Source organism: Bradyrhizobium sp. USDA 4502, assembly GCF_054063355.1.
The window spans coordinates 6,991,877-7,011,376 of sequence record NZ_JBSSGF010000001.1; the positions used below are offsets into that span (position 1 = coordinate 6,991,877).

At 66.4% G+C, this 19,500-nt stretch carries 14 protein-coding genes and 1 pseudogene; 11 read left to right on the forward strand and 4 right to left on the reverse strand.

What is annotated here, in order from left to right:
* Positions 1–143 precede the first annotated feature (143 nt).
* The 3 genes from ACVW1B_RS32695 (at position 144) to ACVW1B_RS32705 (ending at position 3,619) form a co-directional block, all read left to right on the forward strand.
* Positions 144–2,135: a TonB-dependent receptor gene (locus ACVW1B_RS32695; protein ID WP_456822733.1), complete on the forward strand. Its 1,992-nt coding sequence runs from the start codon at positions 144–146 to the stop codon at positions 2,133–2,135.
* Positions 2,136–2,247: 112 nt separating this feature from the next.
* Complete coding sequence (locus ACVW1B_RS32700) at positions 2,248–2,421, forward strand: hypothetical protein (protein WP_253606198.1); 174 nt, start codon at positions 2,248–2,250, stop codon at positions 2,419–2,421.
* A gap of 205 nt (positions 2,422–2,626) precedes the next feature.
* On the forward strand, positions 2,627–3,619 hold the full coding sequence (locus ACVW1B_RS32705; protein WP_253606197.1) for an ABC transporter substrate-binding protein: 993 nt from the start codon (positions 2,627–2,629) through the stop codon (positions 3,617–3,619).
* 18 nt (positions 3,620–3,637) lie between these two features.
* On the opposite strand, the gene ACVW1B_RS32710 is transcribed toward ACVW1B_RS32705, so the two are convergent.
* Positions 3,638–4,885 (reverse strand): ATP-grasp domain-containing protein, encoded by a 1,248-nt coding sequence (locus ACVW1B_RS32710; RefSeq protein ID WP_253606196.1) that lies wholly within the window; start codon positions 4,883–4,885, stop codon positions 3,638–3,640.
* A gap of 162 nt (positions 4,886–5,047) precedes the next feature.
* On the opposite strand from ACVW1B_RS32710, the gene ACVW1B_RS32715 reads away from it, so the two are divergent.
* Positions 5,048–6,286 (forward strand): MFS transporter, encoded by a 1,239-nt coding sequence (locus ACVW1B_RS32715; RefSeq protein WP_253606195.1) that lies wholly within the window; start codon positions 5,048–5,050, stop codon positions 6,284–6,286.
* Between the two features lie 28 nt (positions 6,287–6,314).
* On the opposite strand, the gene ACVW1B_RS32720 is transcribed toward ACVW1B_RS32715, so the two are convergent.
* Positions 6,315–6,767, reverse strand: a complete 453-nt coding sequence (locus ACVW1B_RS32720; protein ID WP_092078941.1) for a MarR family winged helix-turn-helix transcriptional regulator — start codon at positions 6,765–6,767, stop codon at positions 6,315–6,317.
* Positions 6,768–6,843: 76 nt separating this feature from the next.
* Here ACVW1B_RS32720 and ACVW1B_RS32725 point away from each other — a divergent pair, with 76 nt between their 5' ends.
* Positions 6,844–8,664 carry a chloride channel protein gene (locus tag ACVW1B_RS32725; protein ID WP_253606193.1) on the forward strand — a complete coding sequence of 607 codons (1,821 nt, stop codon included), beginning with the start codon at positions 6,844–6,846 and terminating at the stop codon, positions 8,662–8,664.
* 166 nt (positions 8,665–8,830) lie between these two features.
* Positions 8,831–10,549, forward strand: a complete 1,719-nt coding sequence (locus tag ACVW1B_RS32730; protein ID WP_253606191.1) for an N-acyl-D-amino-acid deacylase family protein — start codon at positions 8,831–8,833, stop codon at positions 10,547–10,549.
* A 224-nt stretch (positions 10,550–10,773) separates the two neighbouring features.
* Here the strand turns inward: ACVW1B_RS32730 and ACVW1B_RS32735 are convergent, their stop codons facing one another.
* Positions 10,774–12,102, reverse strand: coding sequence for an MFS transporter (locus ACVW1B_RS32735; protein WP_253606189.1), 1,329 nt, complete (start codon positions 12,100–12,102; stop codon positions 10,774–10,776).
* Between the two features lie 223 nt (positions 12,103–12,325).
* Here ACVW1B_RS32735 and ACVW1B_RS32740 point away from each other — a divergent pair, with 223 nt between their 5' ends.
* From ACVW1B_RS32740 to ACVW1B_RS32760, 5 genes and pseudogenes are all read left to right on the forward strand, one after another.
* Positions 12,326–13,087 (forward strand): class I SAM-dependent methyltransferase, encoded by a 762-nt coding sequence (locus tag ACVW1B_RS32740; protein ID WP_253606187.1) that lies wholly within the window; start codon positions 12,326–12,328, stop codon positions 13,085–13,087.
* Between the two features lie 36 nt (positions 13,088–13,123).
* Positions 13,124–13,777, forward strand: coding sequence for an ABC transporter ATP-binding protein (locus ACVW1B_RS32745; RefSeq protein ID WP_253606185.1), 654 nt, complete (start codon positions 13,124–13,126; stop codon positions 13,775–13,777).
* Positions 13,774–16,234 (forward strand): annotated as a pseudogene (locus ACVW1B_RS32750) (FtsX-like permease family protein). Before ACVW1B_RS32745 ends, ACVW1B_RS32750 begins: the two are co-directional and overlap by 4 nt.
* A complete protein-coding gene (locus ACVW1B_RS32755) occupies positions 16,224–17,309 on the forward strand; it encodes a lipocalin-like domain-containing protein (protein ID WP_253606183.1) in 1,086 nt (361 codons plus the stop codon). Before ACVW1B_RS32750 ends, ACVW1B_RS32755 begins: the two are co-directional and overlap by 11 nt.
* A gap of 266 nt (positions 17,310–17,575) precedes the next feature.
* Positions 17,576–17,965 (forward strand): MAPEG family protein, encoded by a 390-nt coding sequence (locus ACVW1B_RS32760; RefSeq protein WP_057021220.1) that lies wholly within the window; start codon positions 17,576–17,578, stop codon positions 17,963–17,965.
* Positions 17,966–18,133: 168 nt separating this feature from the next.
* Here ACVW1B_RS32760 and ACVW1B_RS32765 read toward each other — a convergent pair whose 3' ends face one another.
* Positions 18,134–19,324: an ABC transporter substrate-binding protein gene (locus ACVW1B_RS32765; protein ID WP_057021219.1), complete on the reverse strand. Its 1,191-nt coding sequence runs from the start codon at positions 19,322–19,324 to the stop codon at positions 18,134–18,136.
* Positions 19,325–19,500: the final 176 nt, after the last annotated feature.

Consider the following 19,500-nt stretch of genomic DNA (forward strand, 5'->3'; position numbering starts at 1 on the left):
AGTCACCAAGCCGGGCGACCAGAACGTCACGCGCGCCAGGCCGGCCGCTGACGAAGCGCCGGCGCCCGCGACGCCCGGCGCCGGGCACCTCGCAAGGCAACAATACAGGCAGCGGAGCCGGATCGGGCACGACAGGGACCGGTGTGGCCACCGGAACGGGCGGCACCGGCGGCCGCCAGTTCGCCGGCATTGTCGGCACCTCCTCGGCCGTGATCACCGCCGACGACATCGCGCATTCGCCGGTGCAGTCGTTGCCCGAGATCCTCGCGCAGGTGCCGGGCGTGCAGCTGCAAACGCCCTATGGCGGACCGAACGGCGCCAAGACGTCGGTCGACCTGCGCGGCTTCGGCGCGTTCGCGACCGACAATACCCTCTTCCTGCTCAACGGCCGCCGCCTCAACGACGTCGACAAGGCCGGCTTCGACCTCACCACGATTCCGCTCGATTCGATCGAGCGCATCGAGATCACGCGCGGCAACAGCGGCGCGGTGCTCTACGGCGACAACGCGGTGGGCGGCGTCGTCAACATCATCACCAAGACCGGCGTCGGCGGCCCGCCGACGACGATGCGGGCCGAGGCCGGAGTTGGCTCGTTCAACACCCGCATGGCCGCGGTCTCCGCGGCACTCAATTCCGGCCCGTGGTCCACCTCGTTCTACGGCAACGGCATCAAGTCGGACGGCTACCGCGTCAACAATGCGCTCGACCAGCGCAACGCCGTCGGCAACATCAACTACACGACGCCGGATCTCACCGCCTTCCTGACCGTCACCGGCAGCGACCAGAAGCTCGGCCTACCCGGCGGACGGCTGGTCGATCCGTCGATCGGCGTGAACGAGCTGCTCACCGATCGCCGCGGCGCCGCGACGCCCTTCGACTATGCCAACCAGCAGACCGCCAGCGTCACCGCCGGCTTCACCAAGACGCTGATGAACGGCGTCGACCTCATCGTCGACGGCGGCTGGCGGCAGCGCGAGACGCAGAGCGGCTTCTTCGGCACGGTGCCGACCATCAGCTTCGCCTCGACCTACAATGACGCCGCGCTGCAGACCTGGTCGCTGACGCCGCGGCTCAGCGTCAAGAACGTGATGCTGGGCGTGCCGTCGACGATCCTGACCGGCATCGACTATTACGATTCGACCTTCCGCGAGGCGCGCGGCGCCTATCAGGGCGTCGACCCGTTCCACATCTACAGTATCGAGCAGCAGTCCGTGGCCGGCTATTGGCAACATACGCTGGGCCTGTTGCCGACGACCGACTTCTCCTACGGCGCGCGGGTTCAGAACACCAGCATCTCGGCGCGCGATCGCTACGACCCGAATGCGCCATTCGCATTCGACACCCAGGCGGCACCGCTCGACAGCAACGAGACGCAATACGCGCTGCATGTCGGCATCGAGCATCGCCTGACCGACACTTTCTCGGTGTTCGGCCGCGCGGCACGCGCATTCCGCACGCCTGATGTCGACGAACGCGTCGCGTCGGGTCCGTCATTCGACCCACTGACCTTCGCCCCGATCCCGCAGAATTTCCAGCTCAAGACCCAGACCTCGCAGGATGTCGAGGGCGGCTTTCGCGTCAGGACCAACCGCTTCCAGGTCCAGTCCAGCGTCTATCTGATGGATCTCGAGAACGAGATCCATTTCAACCCGGTGCTGTTCTTCAACACCAACCTCGACCCCACCCGCCGCTACGGCTCGGAGACCAGCGCGGCGCTCAAGGTCAGCGACAGCGTCACCCTGCGCGGCGGCATGGCGATCACCCGCGCGGTGTTCCGCGAAGGCATCTGGGCCGGCAACGACGTGCCGCTGGTGTCGCGCTACACCGGCAATCTCGGCGTCACCTGGAATATCTGGCAGAACTATCTGGTGTTCGACGCCACGGTGCGGGCCTGGAGCTCGCGCATCATGGACAACGACCAGGCCAACACCCAGAGCCGGATTCCCGGCAACGCCACCGCCGATATCAAGCTGAGCGGGCAAGTTGACCGCTTCTTCTGGTCGCTGAGCGTGAACAACCTGTTCAACGCGCTCTATTACGACTACGCCATCGCGAGCACGTTCACCGAGGGCCGCTTCTCGGCCTACCCGCTGCCCGGCCGCACCTACATGGTAAAGGCCGGCGCGACGTTCTAGAGCATGATCCGGTGGGGCGGGTGTGCCCCGCCGCACCGTCTCCGAATATTACAAACGCACGGAAACTGGGGTAGAGTTCCGGCAGCTGATTTGACCCGCGCAGGGGAAACGCATGGCCAAGGCCGGGAAGCAGACCAAGGGCGGCACGAAGACCAAAGACAAGGCCGACGACAAGTCGAAGAAACCTCCGCCACCCGCAGCGCTACAGGACGACGAGTACTACGAGGACGGCGACATCGCCACGCCGAAGCTCGACCGCTACGGCAATGATGACGAGCCGTTGTGAGGCGCGGCGAAGATCGATCGACCGATCCCGCGCAGTCGCGCGCGGCGGCCTCGTAGGTTGCGAACTACCGAGCCCGGCTCATCCTCGCCAAGCAGACATTAGGTCGCAGCGAGGTCATGGGCCGGACCACCCTTCCGGATTGGTTTGCCCACCCCCTGAATGCTAGGCTCGCATGGACGCTGGGTCCTTGCTGGGGGGCGGTGCCATGAGATTTGCGAAGGCAGTGCTCACGGTCTTCTGCATGATCGCGTCGATGTGCGACCCGTCCGATGCGCAACAAGCTCCCAGGAAAGTAGGAATCCTCGTCAACGGCGGCCCGTCGCCGCTCTTCGATTCCATCAAGAAAAATCTTCTGAGCGACTTCGCCGACCGCGGCTATCTCGAAGGACGCGACATCGTCATCGAACCGCGATTTGCCGAATCGAAGCTCGAGCGCCTTCCGGGCCTCGCCTCGGAGCTGGTCGGTGCGAATGTGGATGTTATCCTTGCACTCGGCGGCCCGGCGTCGGTGGCGTCGCAGAAGGCCACGTCGACGATCCCGGTGATCTTTGCGATCGTCACCGATCCGGTCGCGTTGAAGCTTGTCGCCTCGATGGACAAGCCAGGAGGCAATGTCACGGGCCTCACCAACCTTGATCAGCAGCAGGCCAGCGACCAGTTCAAGCTTCTGAAGGAGGCATTCCCCGGGATCACGCGCGTTGCGATTCTCAGTGATCAAACGATCCCCGGCGCGGATGAACGCGGGCTCGCCCCGATTGACCGCGCCAACGAGGCCGCAGCCAAGGCGCTGGGGCTGGAGCCGCAAATCGTGAAGGTCAAGGGTGCGGACGATCTGGAGGCCGCGATTGCCGGGATGGCAAAGGAGCGCGCGGAGGCGCTGCTGGTCCTTGAAGTGCCGGTGCCCTGGAGCAATCGAAAACGAGTCGGTGAACTGGCCATCAAGAACCGCTTGCCGGCAATGTTTCCCGGCGGCCAGGCGGACGCGGGCGGGGTGATTACTTATGGGGCCAACGTCGCCGATACATGGCGCGAGTTTGCGACATTCGCCGACAAGATTTTCAAGGGCGCGAAGCCGGGCGACCTGCCAGTCGGCGTCGTCACCAAGCGAGAGCTGATATTCAATCTCCAGGCGGCCCAGGCCGTGGGCGTCGAGATTCCACCGGAGCTCTTGAAGCGCGCAGACAAGATCGTGCGGTGAATTCGCGCTGGAGGGATACTAGCGGAAATCGCCGTTCTCGATCGCCTTGATGCTGCCGCGATCGAGCAGATGCGCGCCAAAGCCGCCGCGCGCCAGCGATGAGGCGATCTGCGGTGATGCCAGCAGCAGCACTGTCGTCATCGCCAGCGGCACGGCGCTGAGCCAGTCGAGCCGCACCGGCGTCAGCTCTTCGCTGCTTCCCCGATAGTGCCCTTCGCCCGCGGCGATGCGGCCGCATTCCCGGATCAGGTCACGCCGCGTACCATCGCGCGACGCACTGCCGAGCAGCGCCTGCATCGCCAGATGCGTCCGCACGCCGGCGCGGCCCTCGGGCAGCGGCGCCGGAGTCTCGCCGCGCGAGACGCGCAGCAGCAGATCGACCAGATCGACGCCCGACTGAAAGGCGTTCATCGGCTCGACCAGCCGCGGGTTGCAGTCGATCAACAGCGGCGTCGCGCTGTCGAGCGGCATGATGACGTCGACCGAGAGCGCACCGTGCCAACCAAAATGCGCGCCGATGGTCTCGAGGCCGGCGCGGATCGCCGGCCGGCTCACGCTCTCCTTGATCGCCTCGCCGCCGCCGACACCGGCCGCAATCTGGCGGTAGGCATGGAAGCCGACAAGCGTGCCGTGGCAGAACACCGACTGCGCCTTCTCGACCGTGCCGGTGATCAGATCCTGCGCCAGCACCTCGCCGGCAAAATCGCCTGAGGACTCGAGGTCGTAGAGCGCGCGATTGAGATCACCAGCATCGCGCACGAACCAGACACCGCGGCTGGCGGTGCCGACCGACGTCTTGACAACGGATGGAAACCGCACCGCCTCGCGCAGCTCCTCGGCCGAGTTCACGATCCGGGTCGGGGGCTGCGGCAGCCCGAGCCGGTCGAGCAGGCGGCTGAAGCCGGCCTTGCTGTGCACGGCGCGATAGCTGGCGAAATCCGGCAGCGCGAGGCCGGCACGTGATGCCAGCCCCGCCGCGGCGCGGGCGAACAGAAATCCCTGTTCATGGATCGGCAGCAGCACATCGAAATGCCGCGACGCCAAGAGGCGCTCGACGAAGCGCAGGAAGCCGGCCGGATCCGACCGCAGCGGCGGACAATGGTGGTATTTGCGGACAAAGCGCGAGTAGCGCGCCAGGCACCAGCGCGAGGGGTCGCAAACCTCGACGTGATGGCCGGCCAGTCCGAGGATCGTGATCGCCTCGCGGCCGGAGGTGCTGGAGCCCTCCGACACCAGCACGCGGAGCTGCTTTTTGGGGTCGATCATGGCCGATCATCGCCGTGCTGCCGTGCTTTGTCGCCGCATTTAATGCCGCATGTGTCGATCCGGCACGCCCGCGCCGGGGGCAGCCATGCGCCCGCGTTCATGGACAATTAGCGGCCAATCTCTATTTTCGGCGGGCTTTCCGGAATTAGGGTTTTCAGGCACATGGTCGACGTTTTGGCCGCACCGCAGCAAGCGAAAGCCGACAGTGCGCTGCGCACGCTGACGGGGATTTCGGTCGCCCATTGGGTCAGCCATTTCCATATCTTCGTGCTGCCGATGCTGTTCCCGTTCCTGAAGCAGCAGCTCGGCGTCGGCTATGTCGAGCTCGGCCTGGCGCTGACGGTGTTCGCGGTGGTCTCCGGGCTGACCCAGGCGCCGATCGGTTACCTCGCCGACCATATCGGCGCGCGCAAGATCCTGTTGATCGGACTGACCGTCGGCGGTTGCGCGCTGATCGGGCTCGGCCTGCATCTCAGCTATACGTCGCTGATCGTCTGCGCGGTGCTGCTGGGCCTCGCCAACAGCGTCTATCATCCGGCTGACTATGCAATCCTCTCGGCGCATATGGACGAGGCGCGGATGGGCCGCGCCTTCTCGATCCACACCTTCGCCGGATTCCTCGGCGGCGCGGTTGCGCCCGCGATCATGGCGGCGCTCGTGGCCTCGATCGGCGGCCTCGGCGCGCTGATCGTCGCCGGCGCGGTCGGGCCGCTGGTGGCGCTGTTCCTGATCGTGCTCGGCATTCCCGATGCCGGCGCCAACAAGAACAAGGCAAAGGAGGGCGCCGCGCCGAAGGCGAGCGTAATCACGCCGGCGCTGATGGTGCTGACGGCCTTCTTCACGCTGCTCAGCCTGTCGACCTCGGGCATCAACAATTTCGGCGTGGTCGCACTGATGGGCGGCTACGGCGCGTCGTTCTCGACGGCCAATATCGCGCTGACTGCATTCCTCGGCGCCAGCGCGGCCGGCGTGCTCGCCGGCGGCTATCTCGCCGACTGGACCCACCGCCACAGCCAGGTCGCCGCGGCCTGCTTCGCGGTCAATGCCGCCCTCGTGCTGCTGATTGCGCTGCTCGACCTGCCGCCGGTGGCGCTCACGCTGGCGATGGGGCTCGCCGGATTCCTCGGCGGGGTGATCGCGCCGTCCCGCGACATGATGGTGCGCAACGCGGCGCCGCCCGGCGCCGCCGGCCGCGCCTTCGGCATCGTCTCCACCGGCTTCAACTTCGGCGGCATCGTGAGCCCGCTGCTGTTCGGCTGGATCATGGACCAGCACATGCCGCACTGGGTGTTCGGCGCCTCCGTGGTCTTCATGGTGCTGACCGTGCTGCTTGCCCTCGTCACCGAGCGCAAGCCGCAGGCTTCGGGATACGAGGCCGAGACCGCCAGCCCGCGCGCCTGAAACGCGAAACGTTGCGCACGCGGCGCGGTCATTCCGACCGTCGCGACAGCACCTGCTTCAGGAGCGGCTCGATCCGCGACAGCTCATCGAGATGGACCGCCGACAATTCGGCGAGATGATCGGCCGCAAGGCCGGTTAATTTCAGCAGCACCCGCCGCTGGTCGGCGGGATCGAGCACGCGCTCGACCAGTCCGGCCTCGGACAGCCGGTCGACCAGTTCGACCGTGGTGTGGTGACGAAGCCGCAGCCGTTCGGCCAGATCACCGACCGCAACCGGCCCGCCGCCCGGATACCCCCGGATCGCCAGCAATGCCTGATGCTGCCGCGGTGTCAGGCCTGCGGCCTTCGCGGCGTCCTGGCTGAACTCCAGAAACCGGCGGATCAGATAGCGAAATTGCGACAGCGTTTCGTAATCGCCCTGGCTGGGAACCCGCTTCTGGTCCTGCCTCGGCGATTTCGACGGTCCTTTCAACGCTGCCATTCGATGTCTCCCGCTTGTAATTATATCGCAATGCGATATTACGCCGCGTCCACTTCACCCGAGCCTTACGCCACCAATGAGCGTCATTTCCACCAAATCGAGCGCCTCCGCTACGAACACCGCCCCAAACACCGCCAAAATCGGCGAGAAGGCCAGCCACCTCCTGAGCGACTTCACGACCGATCCGCGCGTCGTGGTGATCTCGGCGATCGCCGTGTTTGTTTCCGCCGCAGGCGTGCTGGCCGGGGCGGGACTGCTGCAGCTGATCAAGCTCGCCACCAACATCGCCTATTTCGGCCAGTTCAGCTTCGCCGACCTGAAATTGCAGGATTCGCCGCTCGGGCTCTGGACCGTGCTGGTGCCGGTCGTGGGCTCGCTGATCATCGGGCTGATGGCGCGTTTCGGCAGCGAGAAGATCCGCGGGCACGGCATTCCGGAAGCGATCGAGGCCATCTTGCTCGGCCGTTCCCGGCTCGACCCCAAGGTGGCGATCCTGAAGCCGTTGTCGTCGGCGGTGTCGATCGGCACCGGCGGCCCGTTCGGCGCCGAGGGCCCGATCATCATGACCGGCGGCGCGATCGGCTCGCTGATCGCGCAGATGCTCCCGGTCAGCGACAACGAGCGCAAGACCCTGCTGGTGGCGGGCGCCGCCGCCGGAATGACCACGGTGTTCGGAACGCCGATCGCCGCGATCATGCTCGCGGTCGAACTGCTGCTGTTCGAATGGACGCCGCGCAGCTTCATTCCCGTCACCGTCGCCGCCGTGGTGGCGGCGGTCGGACGCACCTTCCTGCACATGCCCGCGCCGCTGTTTCCGTTCACCGGCGGCGTCGACATCTCGGTGCTGCAGCTCGGCGCCTGGATGCTGATCGGGATCCTCTCCGGGCTGCTGTCGGGCGTGCTCACCCAGCTGGTCTATGGCTGCGAGGACATCTTCCTCAAGCTGCCGATCCACTGGATGTGGTGGCCGCTGATCGGCGGCCTGGTCGTCGGCCTCGGCGGCTTGATCGAGCCGCAGGCGCTCGGCGTCGGCTATGACAACCTCGCGTCGATGCTGCAAGGCGATGTGGTGCTGAAGGCCGCGCTGCTGCTGCTCGTGGTGAAAGCCGTGATCTGGTCGGTCGCGCTCGGCTCGGGCACGTCGGGCGGCGTGCTGGCGCCGCTGCTCATCATGGGCGGCGCGATGGGAACGGCGCTGAGCGGCTATCTGCCTGAAGCGAGCCCCGGCTTCTGGGCGCTGCTGGCGATGGCGGCGACGATGGGCGGCACGATGCGCTCGCCGCTGACCGCAACCTTCTTCGCGGTCGAGCTGACCGGCAACACCCACGTGCTGCTGCCGCTGATCGCGGCCTGCGGCACCGCGCACGGCGTCACGGTGCTTTTGATGCGGCGCTCGATCCTGACCGAGAAGGTGGCTCGGCGCGGCCATCATCTGGTGCGCGAGTACCGTGTCGATCCGTTCGCGCTGACCCGCGTGCGCGACGTCATGACCAAGGCGGTCGAGACCGTCGCCGACACCATGACGCTGCACGGCGCGGCCGCCTTCCTGACCAACCCGAAGACCGGTCACCCCAGCTTTCCCGTCGTCGACGCCAACCATCACGTGCTCGGCGTGATCGACCCGCCGTCCGTGCTGCGCTGGCGCCGCGCCGGCAAGCATCGCACCGCGACGCTCAGGCAGCTGCTGGCCGGCAGCAAGATCACCGTCGCCTATCCCGACGAATATCTCGACCGGCTCGCCGACCGCCTGATGCAGGTCAACGTCTCGCATCTGCCTGTGATCTCGCGCGAGGATCAGCGCCTCGTCGGCTATATCGGCTGGAAGGACCTGATGCGCGTCCGCGCCAGGCTGCAGGCCGAGGAGACCCAGAAGACAGCGTTCTTCGGCGCGCGATAGGTTCGCGGCGGGTTGCCGGCGGAACAAATTTCCGCCGGACGGCAACGCTCGATCCCTGCTGGCAAATCAGCAACAGCGCATCCCAGAGCTTCATCGGCGCTGGTTGACAGCATCGGGGGCTGACCCATGATGCCGTCAACCAAAAACAGCCTCGGGATGAAATGCCATGACCTCGACCCCAGACCTCGTGATCCGCGGCGGCACCATCGCCGACGGCAAGGGCGGCGACCTCTATGAAGCCGATGTCGCGATCACAGGCGGCAAGATCACTGAAGTCGGCAAGGTTTCGGCGAAGGGCAAGGAAGAGATCGACGCCCGCGGCAAGCTGGTGGCGCCCGGCTTCGTCGACGTCCACACCCATTACGACGGCCAAGTGACCTGGAGCCATGACATCACGCCGTCGTCGCAGAACGGCGTCACCACGGCGATCATGGGCAATTGCGGCGTCGGCTTCGCGCCGTGCCGGCCGAGCGACCACACCAGGCTGATCCAGCTGATGGAAGGCGTCGAGGACATTCCGGAGCCGGTGCTCTCCGCCGGCATTCCCTGGGCGTGGGAGAGCTTCCCCGACTACATGGAGTGGCTGTCGAAGCGCGATTTCGACATGGATATCGGCGCGCAGCTGCCGCATGCCGCGCTGCGGGTCTATGTGATGGGCGAGCGCGGCGCGCGCCGCGATCCGGCAACGGCCGAGGACAACAAGGCGATGGCGGCGCTCGCCGGCGACGCAGTGCGGGCGGGCGCGCTGGGTTTCTCGACCTCGCGCACGCTCAATCACCGCACCTCGACCGGCGACTACACGCCGACGCTGAAAGCCGGCGAAGATGAACTGACCGCGATCGCCGGCGCGATGCATGGCGTCGGCCGCAGCGTGCTGCAATTCGTGCTCGACCAGAGCACCGTGCACGAAGACCTGCCGATGATGCTGCGGGTCGCCGAGAACACAAGGTGCCCGATCTCGTTCTCTGTCGCACAGGCCGACAAGGCGCCGCGGCGCTGGCGGCAGACCATGGACACCATCAATGAAGCCGCCGCCCGCGGCCTGTCGATCACGACCCAGATCGCGGCACGGCCGGTCGGGCTGCTGCTCGGGCTCGAATTGTCGCGCAATCCGTTCCAGACCCATCCGAGCTATCGCGAGATCGCCAAATTGCCGCTGGCCGAGCGGCTCGCGCATCTGCGTCGGCCCGAGGTGCGCGCGGCGATCCTGAGCGAGAGCGCGACGGCGACCGACGATCCGCTGTTCTTCCGGCCGAACTACGACAAGATGTATCTCTTGGGTAATCCGCCGAACTATGAGCAGCCGCCGGAAAACGCGCTCGGGCCGCAGGCGCGGCGCCAGGGCCGTCAGCCGGAAGAGCTTGCCTATGACGCGATGCTGACCGACGAGGGTCGCGGCATGCTCTATGTGCCGTTCCTGAATTACGCCGACGGCAACCTCGACGCCGTGCATGAGATGCTGCGCGAGCCCAGTGCCGTGCCCGGCCTGTCCGACGGCGGCGCGCATTGCGGCATCATCTGCGATGCCAGCTTCCCGACCTATCTCTTGACGCACTGGACGCGCGACCGCAGCCGCGGCGAGAAGCTCTCTATCCCGTTCGTGGTCGCGGCGCAGTCGCGCAAGACCGCGCTGTCGGTCGGTCTGTATGATCGCGGCGTGATCGCTCCTGGCTTCAAGGCCGACGTCAACGTGATCGATTACGACCGGCTGCATTTGCACCCTCCGAAGGTGCATTACGACCTGCCGGTCGGCGGCCGCCGCCTCCTGCAGCAGGTCGACGGCTATGACGCCACCATCGTGTCGGGCATCGTGACCCAGCGCGAGGGCAAGGCCACCGGCGCACGCCCGGGCAGACTGGTGCGCGGCGCGCAGGGGATGAATTGAGAGACGCAGCGATCCGGGCTACGGGACTCCCGCCTCTCCCCTTGTGGGAGAGGCCGGATCGCATGCAGCGGAGCGCAATGCGATCCGGGTGAGGGGTTGCGGTCTCTCGAGGGACGGAGCTCGCGGAGGCAGACCCCTCACCCGGATTTCCCGCTGACGCGCGAAATCCGGCCTCTCCCACAAGGGGAGAGGCGAAGTGGAGCGAGTTGCCAGAGGTGCGCCCCTTACGTCGGCGACATCGCGCCTTTGATCGTGCCTGCCGGCTGCGACGTGCCGGTCAGCCGCGCCCGCTCGCTGTTCGGCCACAGCAGCAGCAATCCGAGCAGGCCGGAGCCGGCCATGATCGCCGCGTTGATAGTGAAGCCGGACATGTAACCGGCCATCGGCGTGGCCGCGTGCTGGATCACATTGCCCATCACCATCGGCGCCAGGATGCCCGAGATCGTGTAGAGCGCGCCGTAGATCGCGATGATCGCGCCGCGCTGCGACACCGGCGTGAACTCGCCGAGCATCGGCGGGCACACCACGTAGATCGAGCCGCACAGGCCGGAGCCGATCACCAGCAGCGCGATCATGATCCCGCCGGGCGGCGCATAGGGCAGCATCGCAAGGATGGCGCCGCCGAAGATCAGCGGCACCGAGCCGAGCACGCCGCGCGCGCCGCGGGTGGTGAAGCCGCGCGCCAGCATCAGCTGCGAGATCCAGCCGGTCAGCAGCACGATCGTCGCGCCGAAGATCCAGGGCAGGATCGAGACGAAGCCGGCCTGGTGCTGCGAGAAGCCGAGCCCCTCGATGATGAAGGACGTGAACCAGGTGAGCCCGAGCGACAGCGCCCAATAGGCGCCGAAGGTTGCCACCACGCAGCCGATGAAGGTGCGCGAAGTCAAAAGCTTCCAATACGGAATCCGCGGCTCGTCGGCCGTCACGGCAGACGTCGACACCAGCGGCCCTTCCTTGCCGAGCGCGAACCAGGCGACGGCCCAGATCAGGCCGACGATGCCGAGCGCGCCGAAGGCGTGATGCCAGCTGTGATTGACGATGATCCAGTTCAGCGCGGGCACCGCGAGGATCACGCCGAACGCGGAGCCCTGCGACAGGATCGCGGTCGGCAGCGTGCGCTTCTCGTCCGGAAACCATTTGTAGATCGCGTGCGCCGCGACCGAGAACGCCGGCCCCTCGCCGGCGCCGAGGATGATGCGGCAGATCACCAGCGTCGTGAAGCTGACGGTGCCGACCATCGGAAATTGCGCCAGCGACCAGATCACCGCCAGGATCAGCAGCACCCAGCGGGTGGCGACGCGGTTGACGATGAAGCCGACCACGATCGCCGAGATCGAGAACAAGAGGAAGAATGACGAGCCGAGATCGCCGAACTGCTCCTGGGTGAGGCCCATTTCCTTCTTGATCGGCACGCCGGCGAGCCCGACCACGATCTTGTCGGCAAAGTTCACCACCATGAACAGGAATAGAAGGAAGGTGATTTGCCAGGCGCCCTTCGGCGTCCCCTTTGACAGCCCCTCTGACGTCCTCTCGGGCGTCGCTTGCGTCGTCATGTCCGGCTCCCCGTCGTTTCGTTTTTGGCTTCGTAAATCGGCCCCGTCCGGCGATGCTAGCCACGCCTCGCCGTGCAACGCAACACCGCATTTCCTCGGGGTTGTGCGCCCCGGAGCGCTTCTAACGGCCCGATCACGATCGCGTCGGTCGCGCCAGTGGAGCGGTGAACTGTCATGTCCCGACTGCTATGTTCAGGGCCAACGAAAAGCCCGGGGTTATTTCATGAACAGATTGATCCTATGTGCCGCCACCTGCGCAGCACTTGTATCCGCCGCGCTGCTTGCCGCGCCTCAAGTTCGCGCGGCAGACGCCGCCAATCCCGACTACGCCGCGATCGTCGCCGCACCCGATCGCAGCGATGCGGATCGTCAGGTCGACCAGCGCCGGCAGCCGGCCAAGATGCTCGCCTTTGCCGGCGTCAAGCCCGGTATGACGATCCTCGACATGGCGGCGAGCGCGGGTTACAGCACCGAACTATTGGCGCGCACCGTAGCCCCGTCGGGCAAGGTCTACGCACAGGATTCCGCGACCGTGCTCGAGCGCTTCGTCAAGGACAAGTTCGACAATCGCGCCAAGGCGCCGGCGATGAAGAACGTCGTCCATGTGGTGCGGGACTATGACGACCCGATCCCGCCCGAGGTCAAGGACCTCGACATGATCACCTTCTTCTTTTTCTATCACGACATCACCTATCTGCCGGTCGACCGCGCCGCGATGAACAAGAAGATGTTCGCCGCGCTCAAGCCGGGCGGCTTCCTCGTGATCGCGGATCACTCCGCCAAGACGGGCGAAGGCACCAATGTCGCCAAGACGCTGCACCGGATCGAGGAGAGCACCTTGAAGCAGGAGATCGAGGCGGCCGGCTTCAAGCTGGTGGCCGAGGGCGATTTCCTGCATCATGCGGAGGACCCCAAGGACATTCCCGTCTTCAAGGCACCGGTGCCGATCGACGAGTTCGTCCTGAAATACCAGAAGCCGCAATGAGGCACGGCCATCGTTTCATCTGACCAGACCGCCGCAGTGCTTCGCGTCACCGGACTGACCAAGAGTTACCGCTCTGCCGGCGAAGACGTCGCTGTGCTGCGCGGCGTCGACCTTGCCGTTGCGACCGGCGAGAGCGTGGCGCTATCGGGCGAATCCGGCAGCGGCAAGAGCACGCTGCTGCATCTGATCGCGGGGCTCGATGCCGCCGACAGCGGCGAGATCGCCCTCGCCGACACCGTCGTCTCCGACCTCAACGACGCTGGCCGCGCCGAATTACGCCGCGACCGGCTCGGCCTCGTGTTCCAGCAATTCAATTTGATCCCGAGCCTGACGGTCACGGACAATCTCGTGTTTCAGTCGCGCATCGCCGGCCGGCATGACGCCGCCTGGCACGACGAACTGGTCGAGCGCCTCGGCCTGAGAAGCCTGCTCAGGCGCTATCCCGAGCAACTGTCCGGCGGTCAGCAGCAGCGCGTCGCGATCGGCCGCGCGCTGGCGCCAAAGCCGCTGTTGCTGCTCGCCGACGAGCCGACCGGCAATCTCGACGAGGACACCGCCGACGAGGTGCTGGCACTGGCACGCGATCTGGTGACCCGCACCGGCTGCGGCTTCCTGATGGTCACACACAGCGCGCGGCTTGCGGCGACGCTCGACCGCCAGGTCACCCTGCATGCCGGGATCGTCGCATGAGGCGCGCGCTGTGGATCCTTGCGGTGCTGCTCAGCCACTGGCGGCGGCATCCGATGCAGCTCGCAACGCTCTTGATCGGACTGATCTCGGCCACCGCGCTGTGGAGCGGCGTGCAGGCGCTGAACCAGCAGGCCCGCATCGCCTATGACCGCGCTGCCGCGACCTTCGGCGGATCGCGCACTGCAATGCTGGTCGCCAGGGACAGCGCGACCTTCCCGCAACAACTGTTCGTCGATCTGCGCCGTGCCGGCTGGCCGGTGTCGCCGATGCTGGAGGGCCGGGTCCAGATCGACGGGCGCAGCTTCCGCCTGCTCGGCATCGAGCCGGTGACGCTGCCGTCCGAGGTCGGCAACGCGCCGGCGGTCGGACGCGGCAGCCTGCAATCCTTCGTCACGCCGCCGGGCGAAATGCTGGTGGCCCCGGAAACGCTACGCGATCTCGGCCTCAAGGAAGGCGAGCAGCCGCAGGCCAACGGCATGAGCTTGCCGCCGCTGCGCGTACAGGCCGAGCTCGCGCCCGGCGCACTGATCGTCGATATCGGTATCGCGCAGGACATCCTCAAAATGCCCGGCCAGGTCTCGCGCCTCCTCGTTGGCAGGTCCAAAGCGCCGCACGCAACGCTCGAAAGCGTGGCGGGTGACAAGCTCCGCCTGGTCGAGCCGAGCGCGGAGAGCGACCTCGAACGCCTCACCGACAGCTTCCATCTCAACCTCACTGCGTTCGGCCTGCTGTCGTTCTTCGTCGGCCTGTTCATCGTCAACTCCGCGATCGGCCTCGCCTTCGAGCAGCGGCTGCCGATGCTGCGCACACTGCGCGCCTGTGGCGTCTCGGCGCGAATGCTCAACACCGTGCTGGTGATCGAGCTGGTGTCGCTGGCGCTGGTCGCCGGCCTCATCGGCCTCGTCTGCGGCTACTTCATTGCGGCTGCCTTGCTGCCGGATGTCACGGCCTCGCTGCGCGGGCTCTATGGCGCGCAGATTCCCGGACAGCTTTCGCTTAAACCCGCCTGGTGGTTCGCCGGCATCGCTATCAGCATTCTTGGCGCGCTCGCCGCGGCGGCTGCGAGCCTTGCCAAGGCGATCCGGATGCCGGTGCTGGCGACGGCGCAGCCGCAGGCCTGGCAGCAGGCGCAGCGGCGCTGGCTGCTGCTCCAGAGCGCGGCGGCACTCGCGGTGTTTGCGGTCGCCGCGGGCCTGATCTGGTTCGGCGATTCCCTGATCGCGGGCTTCGCCGTGCTCGCCGCGCTGATGCTCGGCGCGGCGCTGATCCTGCCGATGGTCCTGCAGATTGCGCTGGCCTTCGGGCAGCGCAGCGCGCGGGCGCCGGTCGGCATCTGGTTCTGGGCCGACAGCCGCCAGCAATTGTCGGGACTGTCGCTGGCGCTGATGGCGCTGCTGCTTGCGCTCGCGGTCAATGTCGGCGTCGGCACCATGGTGGAAAGTTTCAACCGCACCTTCCTGGTCTGGCTCGACGGAAGGCTCGCCGCCGACGTTTACATCAGCGCCGCCAGCGATCAGCAGGCAAAGGAGATCAAGGCCTGGCTGCGCGATCGGCCCGAGGTTCAGGCCATCCTGCCCGGCGGCCGCGCCGACACCCAGCTCGACGGCGCGCCGATCGAGGTGCTCGGCCTGCCCGACCACGCCACCTATCACGACAGCTGGCCGTTGCTCGAAAGCGTCGCAAATGCGTGGGTTCGGCTGCGGCCCGGCGACACCTGCCTCGTCAGCGAGCAGCTGTCGCGGCGGATGAAGCTGGCGATCGGCGATCATATCGAGGTACCCGCCCCCGGCCGGCAACTGGCCGCTCGAGATCGTCGGCATCTATGCCGATTACGGCAACCCCAAGGGCCAGATCGCGGTCAACTTCGCCGCGCTGACCCGGCGCTTCCCGCAGACACCAATGACACGGATGGGCCTCCGCGTGGCACCGGATAAGATCGCACCGCTGATCACCGCGCTACAGGAGAAATTCGGTCTCGATGATCACAACATCGCCGACCAGGCCAGGATGAAAACGGAATCGAAGCGGGTCTTCAACCGCACCTTCTCGGTGACCGCCGCGCTCAACGCCTTCACGCTCGGCGTCGCCGGCATTGCGCTTTTGACCAGCCTGCTCACGCTGGCCAATTCGCGGCTGCCGCAGCTGGCGCCGCTGTGGGCGATCGGCCTGACCCGGCGGCGGCTCGCCGCGCTCGAACTGTTGAAGACCATGGCGGTCGCGCTGATCACCGCGCTGTTTGCGCTGCCGCTCGGCCTGCTGGTGGCGTGGTGCCTGCTTGCGATCGTCAACGTCAAGGCGTTCGGCTGGCGGCTGCCGTTCCACATTTTCCCGCTGCAGCTGATCGAGCTGCTCGCGGTGGCGCTGGCCGCCGCATTCTGTGCCGCGGCGCTTCCGGTCGCGAGGCTGGCGCGCATGCAGCCCGCCAGCCTGATCAGGATCTTTGTCAATGAGCGCTAGCGGCACCATCACCCGTCGCGCCTTTGCCGGCGGTGCGCTGGGGCTGGCGCTCGGCGGCAAGACGTTCGCGCAGGGCTTCGCCGGGCTCGGCGAGACCGCGGAAGGATTTGCCGCCGTCACGCCGGGCAAGCCATTCACGTTCCCCACGGACCACGGCCCGCATCCGGAATTCCGGATCGAATGGTGGTACGTGACCGCCAACCTGTCCGACACGAGCGGCGCGGCCTATGGCGCGCAATGGACGCTGTTCCGCCAGGCGATGAAAGCGGGCGGACCGGCCGAGGGCTGGGCCAATCAGCAGCTCTGGATGGGCCACGCCGCCGTGACCAGCGCCGGCACGCACCGCTTCAGCGAGACCTTTGCCCGCGGCGGCGTCGGGCAGGCCGCGGTCGAAGCCACGCCGTTCCGCGCCTGGATCGACGCCTGGGAGCTGCGCGGGCGCGATGCGTTCGATACCCAGCGCGTCGCACCGCTCGAGCTCAAGGCCTCCGCCGCCGACTTCAGCACCGCGCTGCGGCTCGACGCCGACCGCGCCCTGGTGCTGCAGGGCGACCACGGCTACAGCCGCAAGTCGGATCGCGGGCAGGCCTCCTATTATTACAGCCAGCCGTTCTACAAGGCGTCCGGCCGCATCGTGATCGACGACAGACCGATCGATGTCACGGGCATGGCCTGGATGGATCGCGAATGGAGCAGCCAGCCATTGGCGGCCGATCAGACCGGCTGGGACTGGTTCTCGCTGCATCTGCCCGGCGACGAGAAGCTGATGCTGTACCGGCTGCGCCAGAAGGACGGCCGCGAAAACCTGTTCGGCAACTGGATCACGCCGGACGGCCGCTCGGCCGAGATCGCCGCCGGCAGCAACAGCATCGCGCCGCTCGCGACCACCGAGATCGACGGCCGCAAGCTGCCGACATCATGGCGCGTCAACCTGCCCGCACGCGGCCTTGCCATCGAGACCACGCCGCTCAATCCGAAGGCCTGGATGGGAACCAGCTTCCCCTATTGGGAAGGCCCGATCCGCTTTGCAGGCAGCCACGCCGGAATCGGCTATCTTGAGATGACGGGGTACTAGGACGTGACGGAATTGGTCCGAATGGGGCCGCGGCATAACTGTGCTCCCTCGCCCCGTTCTTACGGGGAGAGGGTTGGGGTGAGGGGCCGTCTCCGCGTACCCGGTGACAGCTGGTGTCGCCGAGGTCCCCCTCACCCGGAACGCATCTGACGATGCGTTCCGACCTCTCCCCGCGCGCGGGGAGAGGTAAAGCGAGGCCGCATGTCACACCGGGCCTCGCTGACCCGTCATGACATCGGGGCCATTGGAAAGAGGAAATGCCTGACATGTACCACTACACCGCCATCGTCACCTGCCTTGCGGTCGCGCTGCACTTCTTCTTCGCGCTGCAGGTCGCCCGCGCCCGCGCGGTCTACGGGGTCAAGCTGCCGGCGATCACGGGAAATCCGGATTTCGAGCGCATCTACCGCATCCAGATGAACACGCTGGAATGGATGCCGATCTTCCTGCCGTCGCTCTGGCTGTTCGCGGTCTATGTCGGCGATGCCGCCGCGGCGGCGGTCGGCGCGATCTGGGTGATCGGCCGCATCGTCTATTTCATCGGCTATCGCGAAGCAGTGGCAAAACGCAGCCCCGGCTTCGCCATCCAGGCGCTCGCCTGCGTCATCCTCTGGGTTGGCGCGATCGGCGGCGCGGTGTGGCGGCTGGCGCATTGAAGGCGCGGTCGCGCCATAACCACTACCGTCGTCCTGGCGAAAGCCAGGACCCATAACCACAGAGCGTGGTTATGGGCAATCTGATGGCCACAGCGTGGTGCAACAACATCCAATCGGGGTAATGGGTCCTGGCTTTCGCCAGGACGACACCACCCGTGGATATTCGCCTCACTTGGTCAGCGGGCAGCCGCTTTCCTTGGCGGTGAAGAAGGCCTTGTCGCCGGGCACCACGGCGATCTGCTTGTAATAGTCCCACGGCTTCTTCGATTCCGAGGGCTTCTTGACCTCGAACAGATAGAGGTCGTGCACCATGCGGCCGTTCGCGAGCACCTTGCCCTTGGCGAAGGCGTCATCGACCGGCAGCTCCTTCAGCTTGGCGGCGACCGCCTCGCTGTCCTTGGTGCCGGCGGCCTTCACCGCCTTCAAATAGCTCAGCGTCGCCGAATAGGTGCCGGCATGGATCATGCTCGGCATCCGGCTGGTGCGCTTGAAGAAGCGCTCGCTGAAGGCGCGCGAGGCGTCGTCGTGGTCCCAGTAGAAGCCCTCGGTGAGCACGAGACCTTGCGCCGCCTCGAGCCCGAGACCGTGCACCTCCGACAGCGTCATCAACAGGCCGGCAAGCTTCTGGCCGCCGCGCACGATGCCGAACTCGGCCGCCTGCTTGATCGAGTTGGTGGTGTCGAGTCCGGCGTTGGCGAGCCCGATGATCTTGGCCTTCGAGCTCTGCGCCTGCAGCAGGAAGGACGAGAAGTCCGACGAATTGAGCGGCACGCGGACCGAGCCGACCACCTTGCCGCCCTTTGAGGTGACGATGTCGCTGGTGTCCTTCTCCAGCGCGTAGCCGAAGGCGTAGTCGGCGGTCAGGAAGAACCAGGTGTTGCCGCCGGCTTCCGTCAGCGCACCGCCGGTTCCGACGGCGAGCGCGCGGGTGTCATAGGCCCAGTGGAAGCTGTAGGGCGTGCAGGCATCGCCGGTGATACGGGAGGTCGCCGCGCCGACCACGATGTCGATCTTCTTCTTTTCCTTCGACAGCTCCTGCACCGCGAGCGCGACCGACGACGTCGTGAGCTCGGTGATCATGTCGACGTTCTCGACCTCGTACCAGCGCCGCGCGATCGCGGTCGCAAGATCCGGCTTGTTCTGATGGTCGGCGGTAACGATCTCGATCTTCTGTCCCAGCACCTCGCCGCCGAAATCCTCGACCGCCATCCGCGCGGCTTCGAGCGAATATTTGCCGCCGTAGTCGGCATAGACGCCGGACTGATCGTTCAGGATGCCGATCTTGACGCCCTGGGCCATCGCCGGCGCCGCAAGCATCAGGCTGCAGGCCGCGACCGCGGCCAAAAATCCGGACTTCATTCTATGCTCTCCCAGCAGTTTCTATCAGGAAAAATCGGCGCGACATTATTTTATAACCCCACGCCTGCCCATCTCTTTCCGCTCAGCCAAAAGTATGGGCTGCGTCGACAGCACTTGCTAGCTTCCCGTCACCCTGAGGGAGCACGGAACGCGCGTCTCGAAGGGTCGACGGCCCG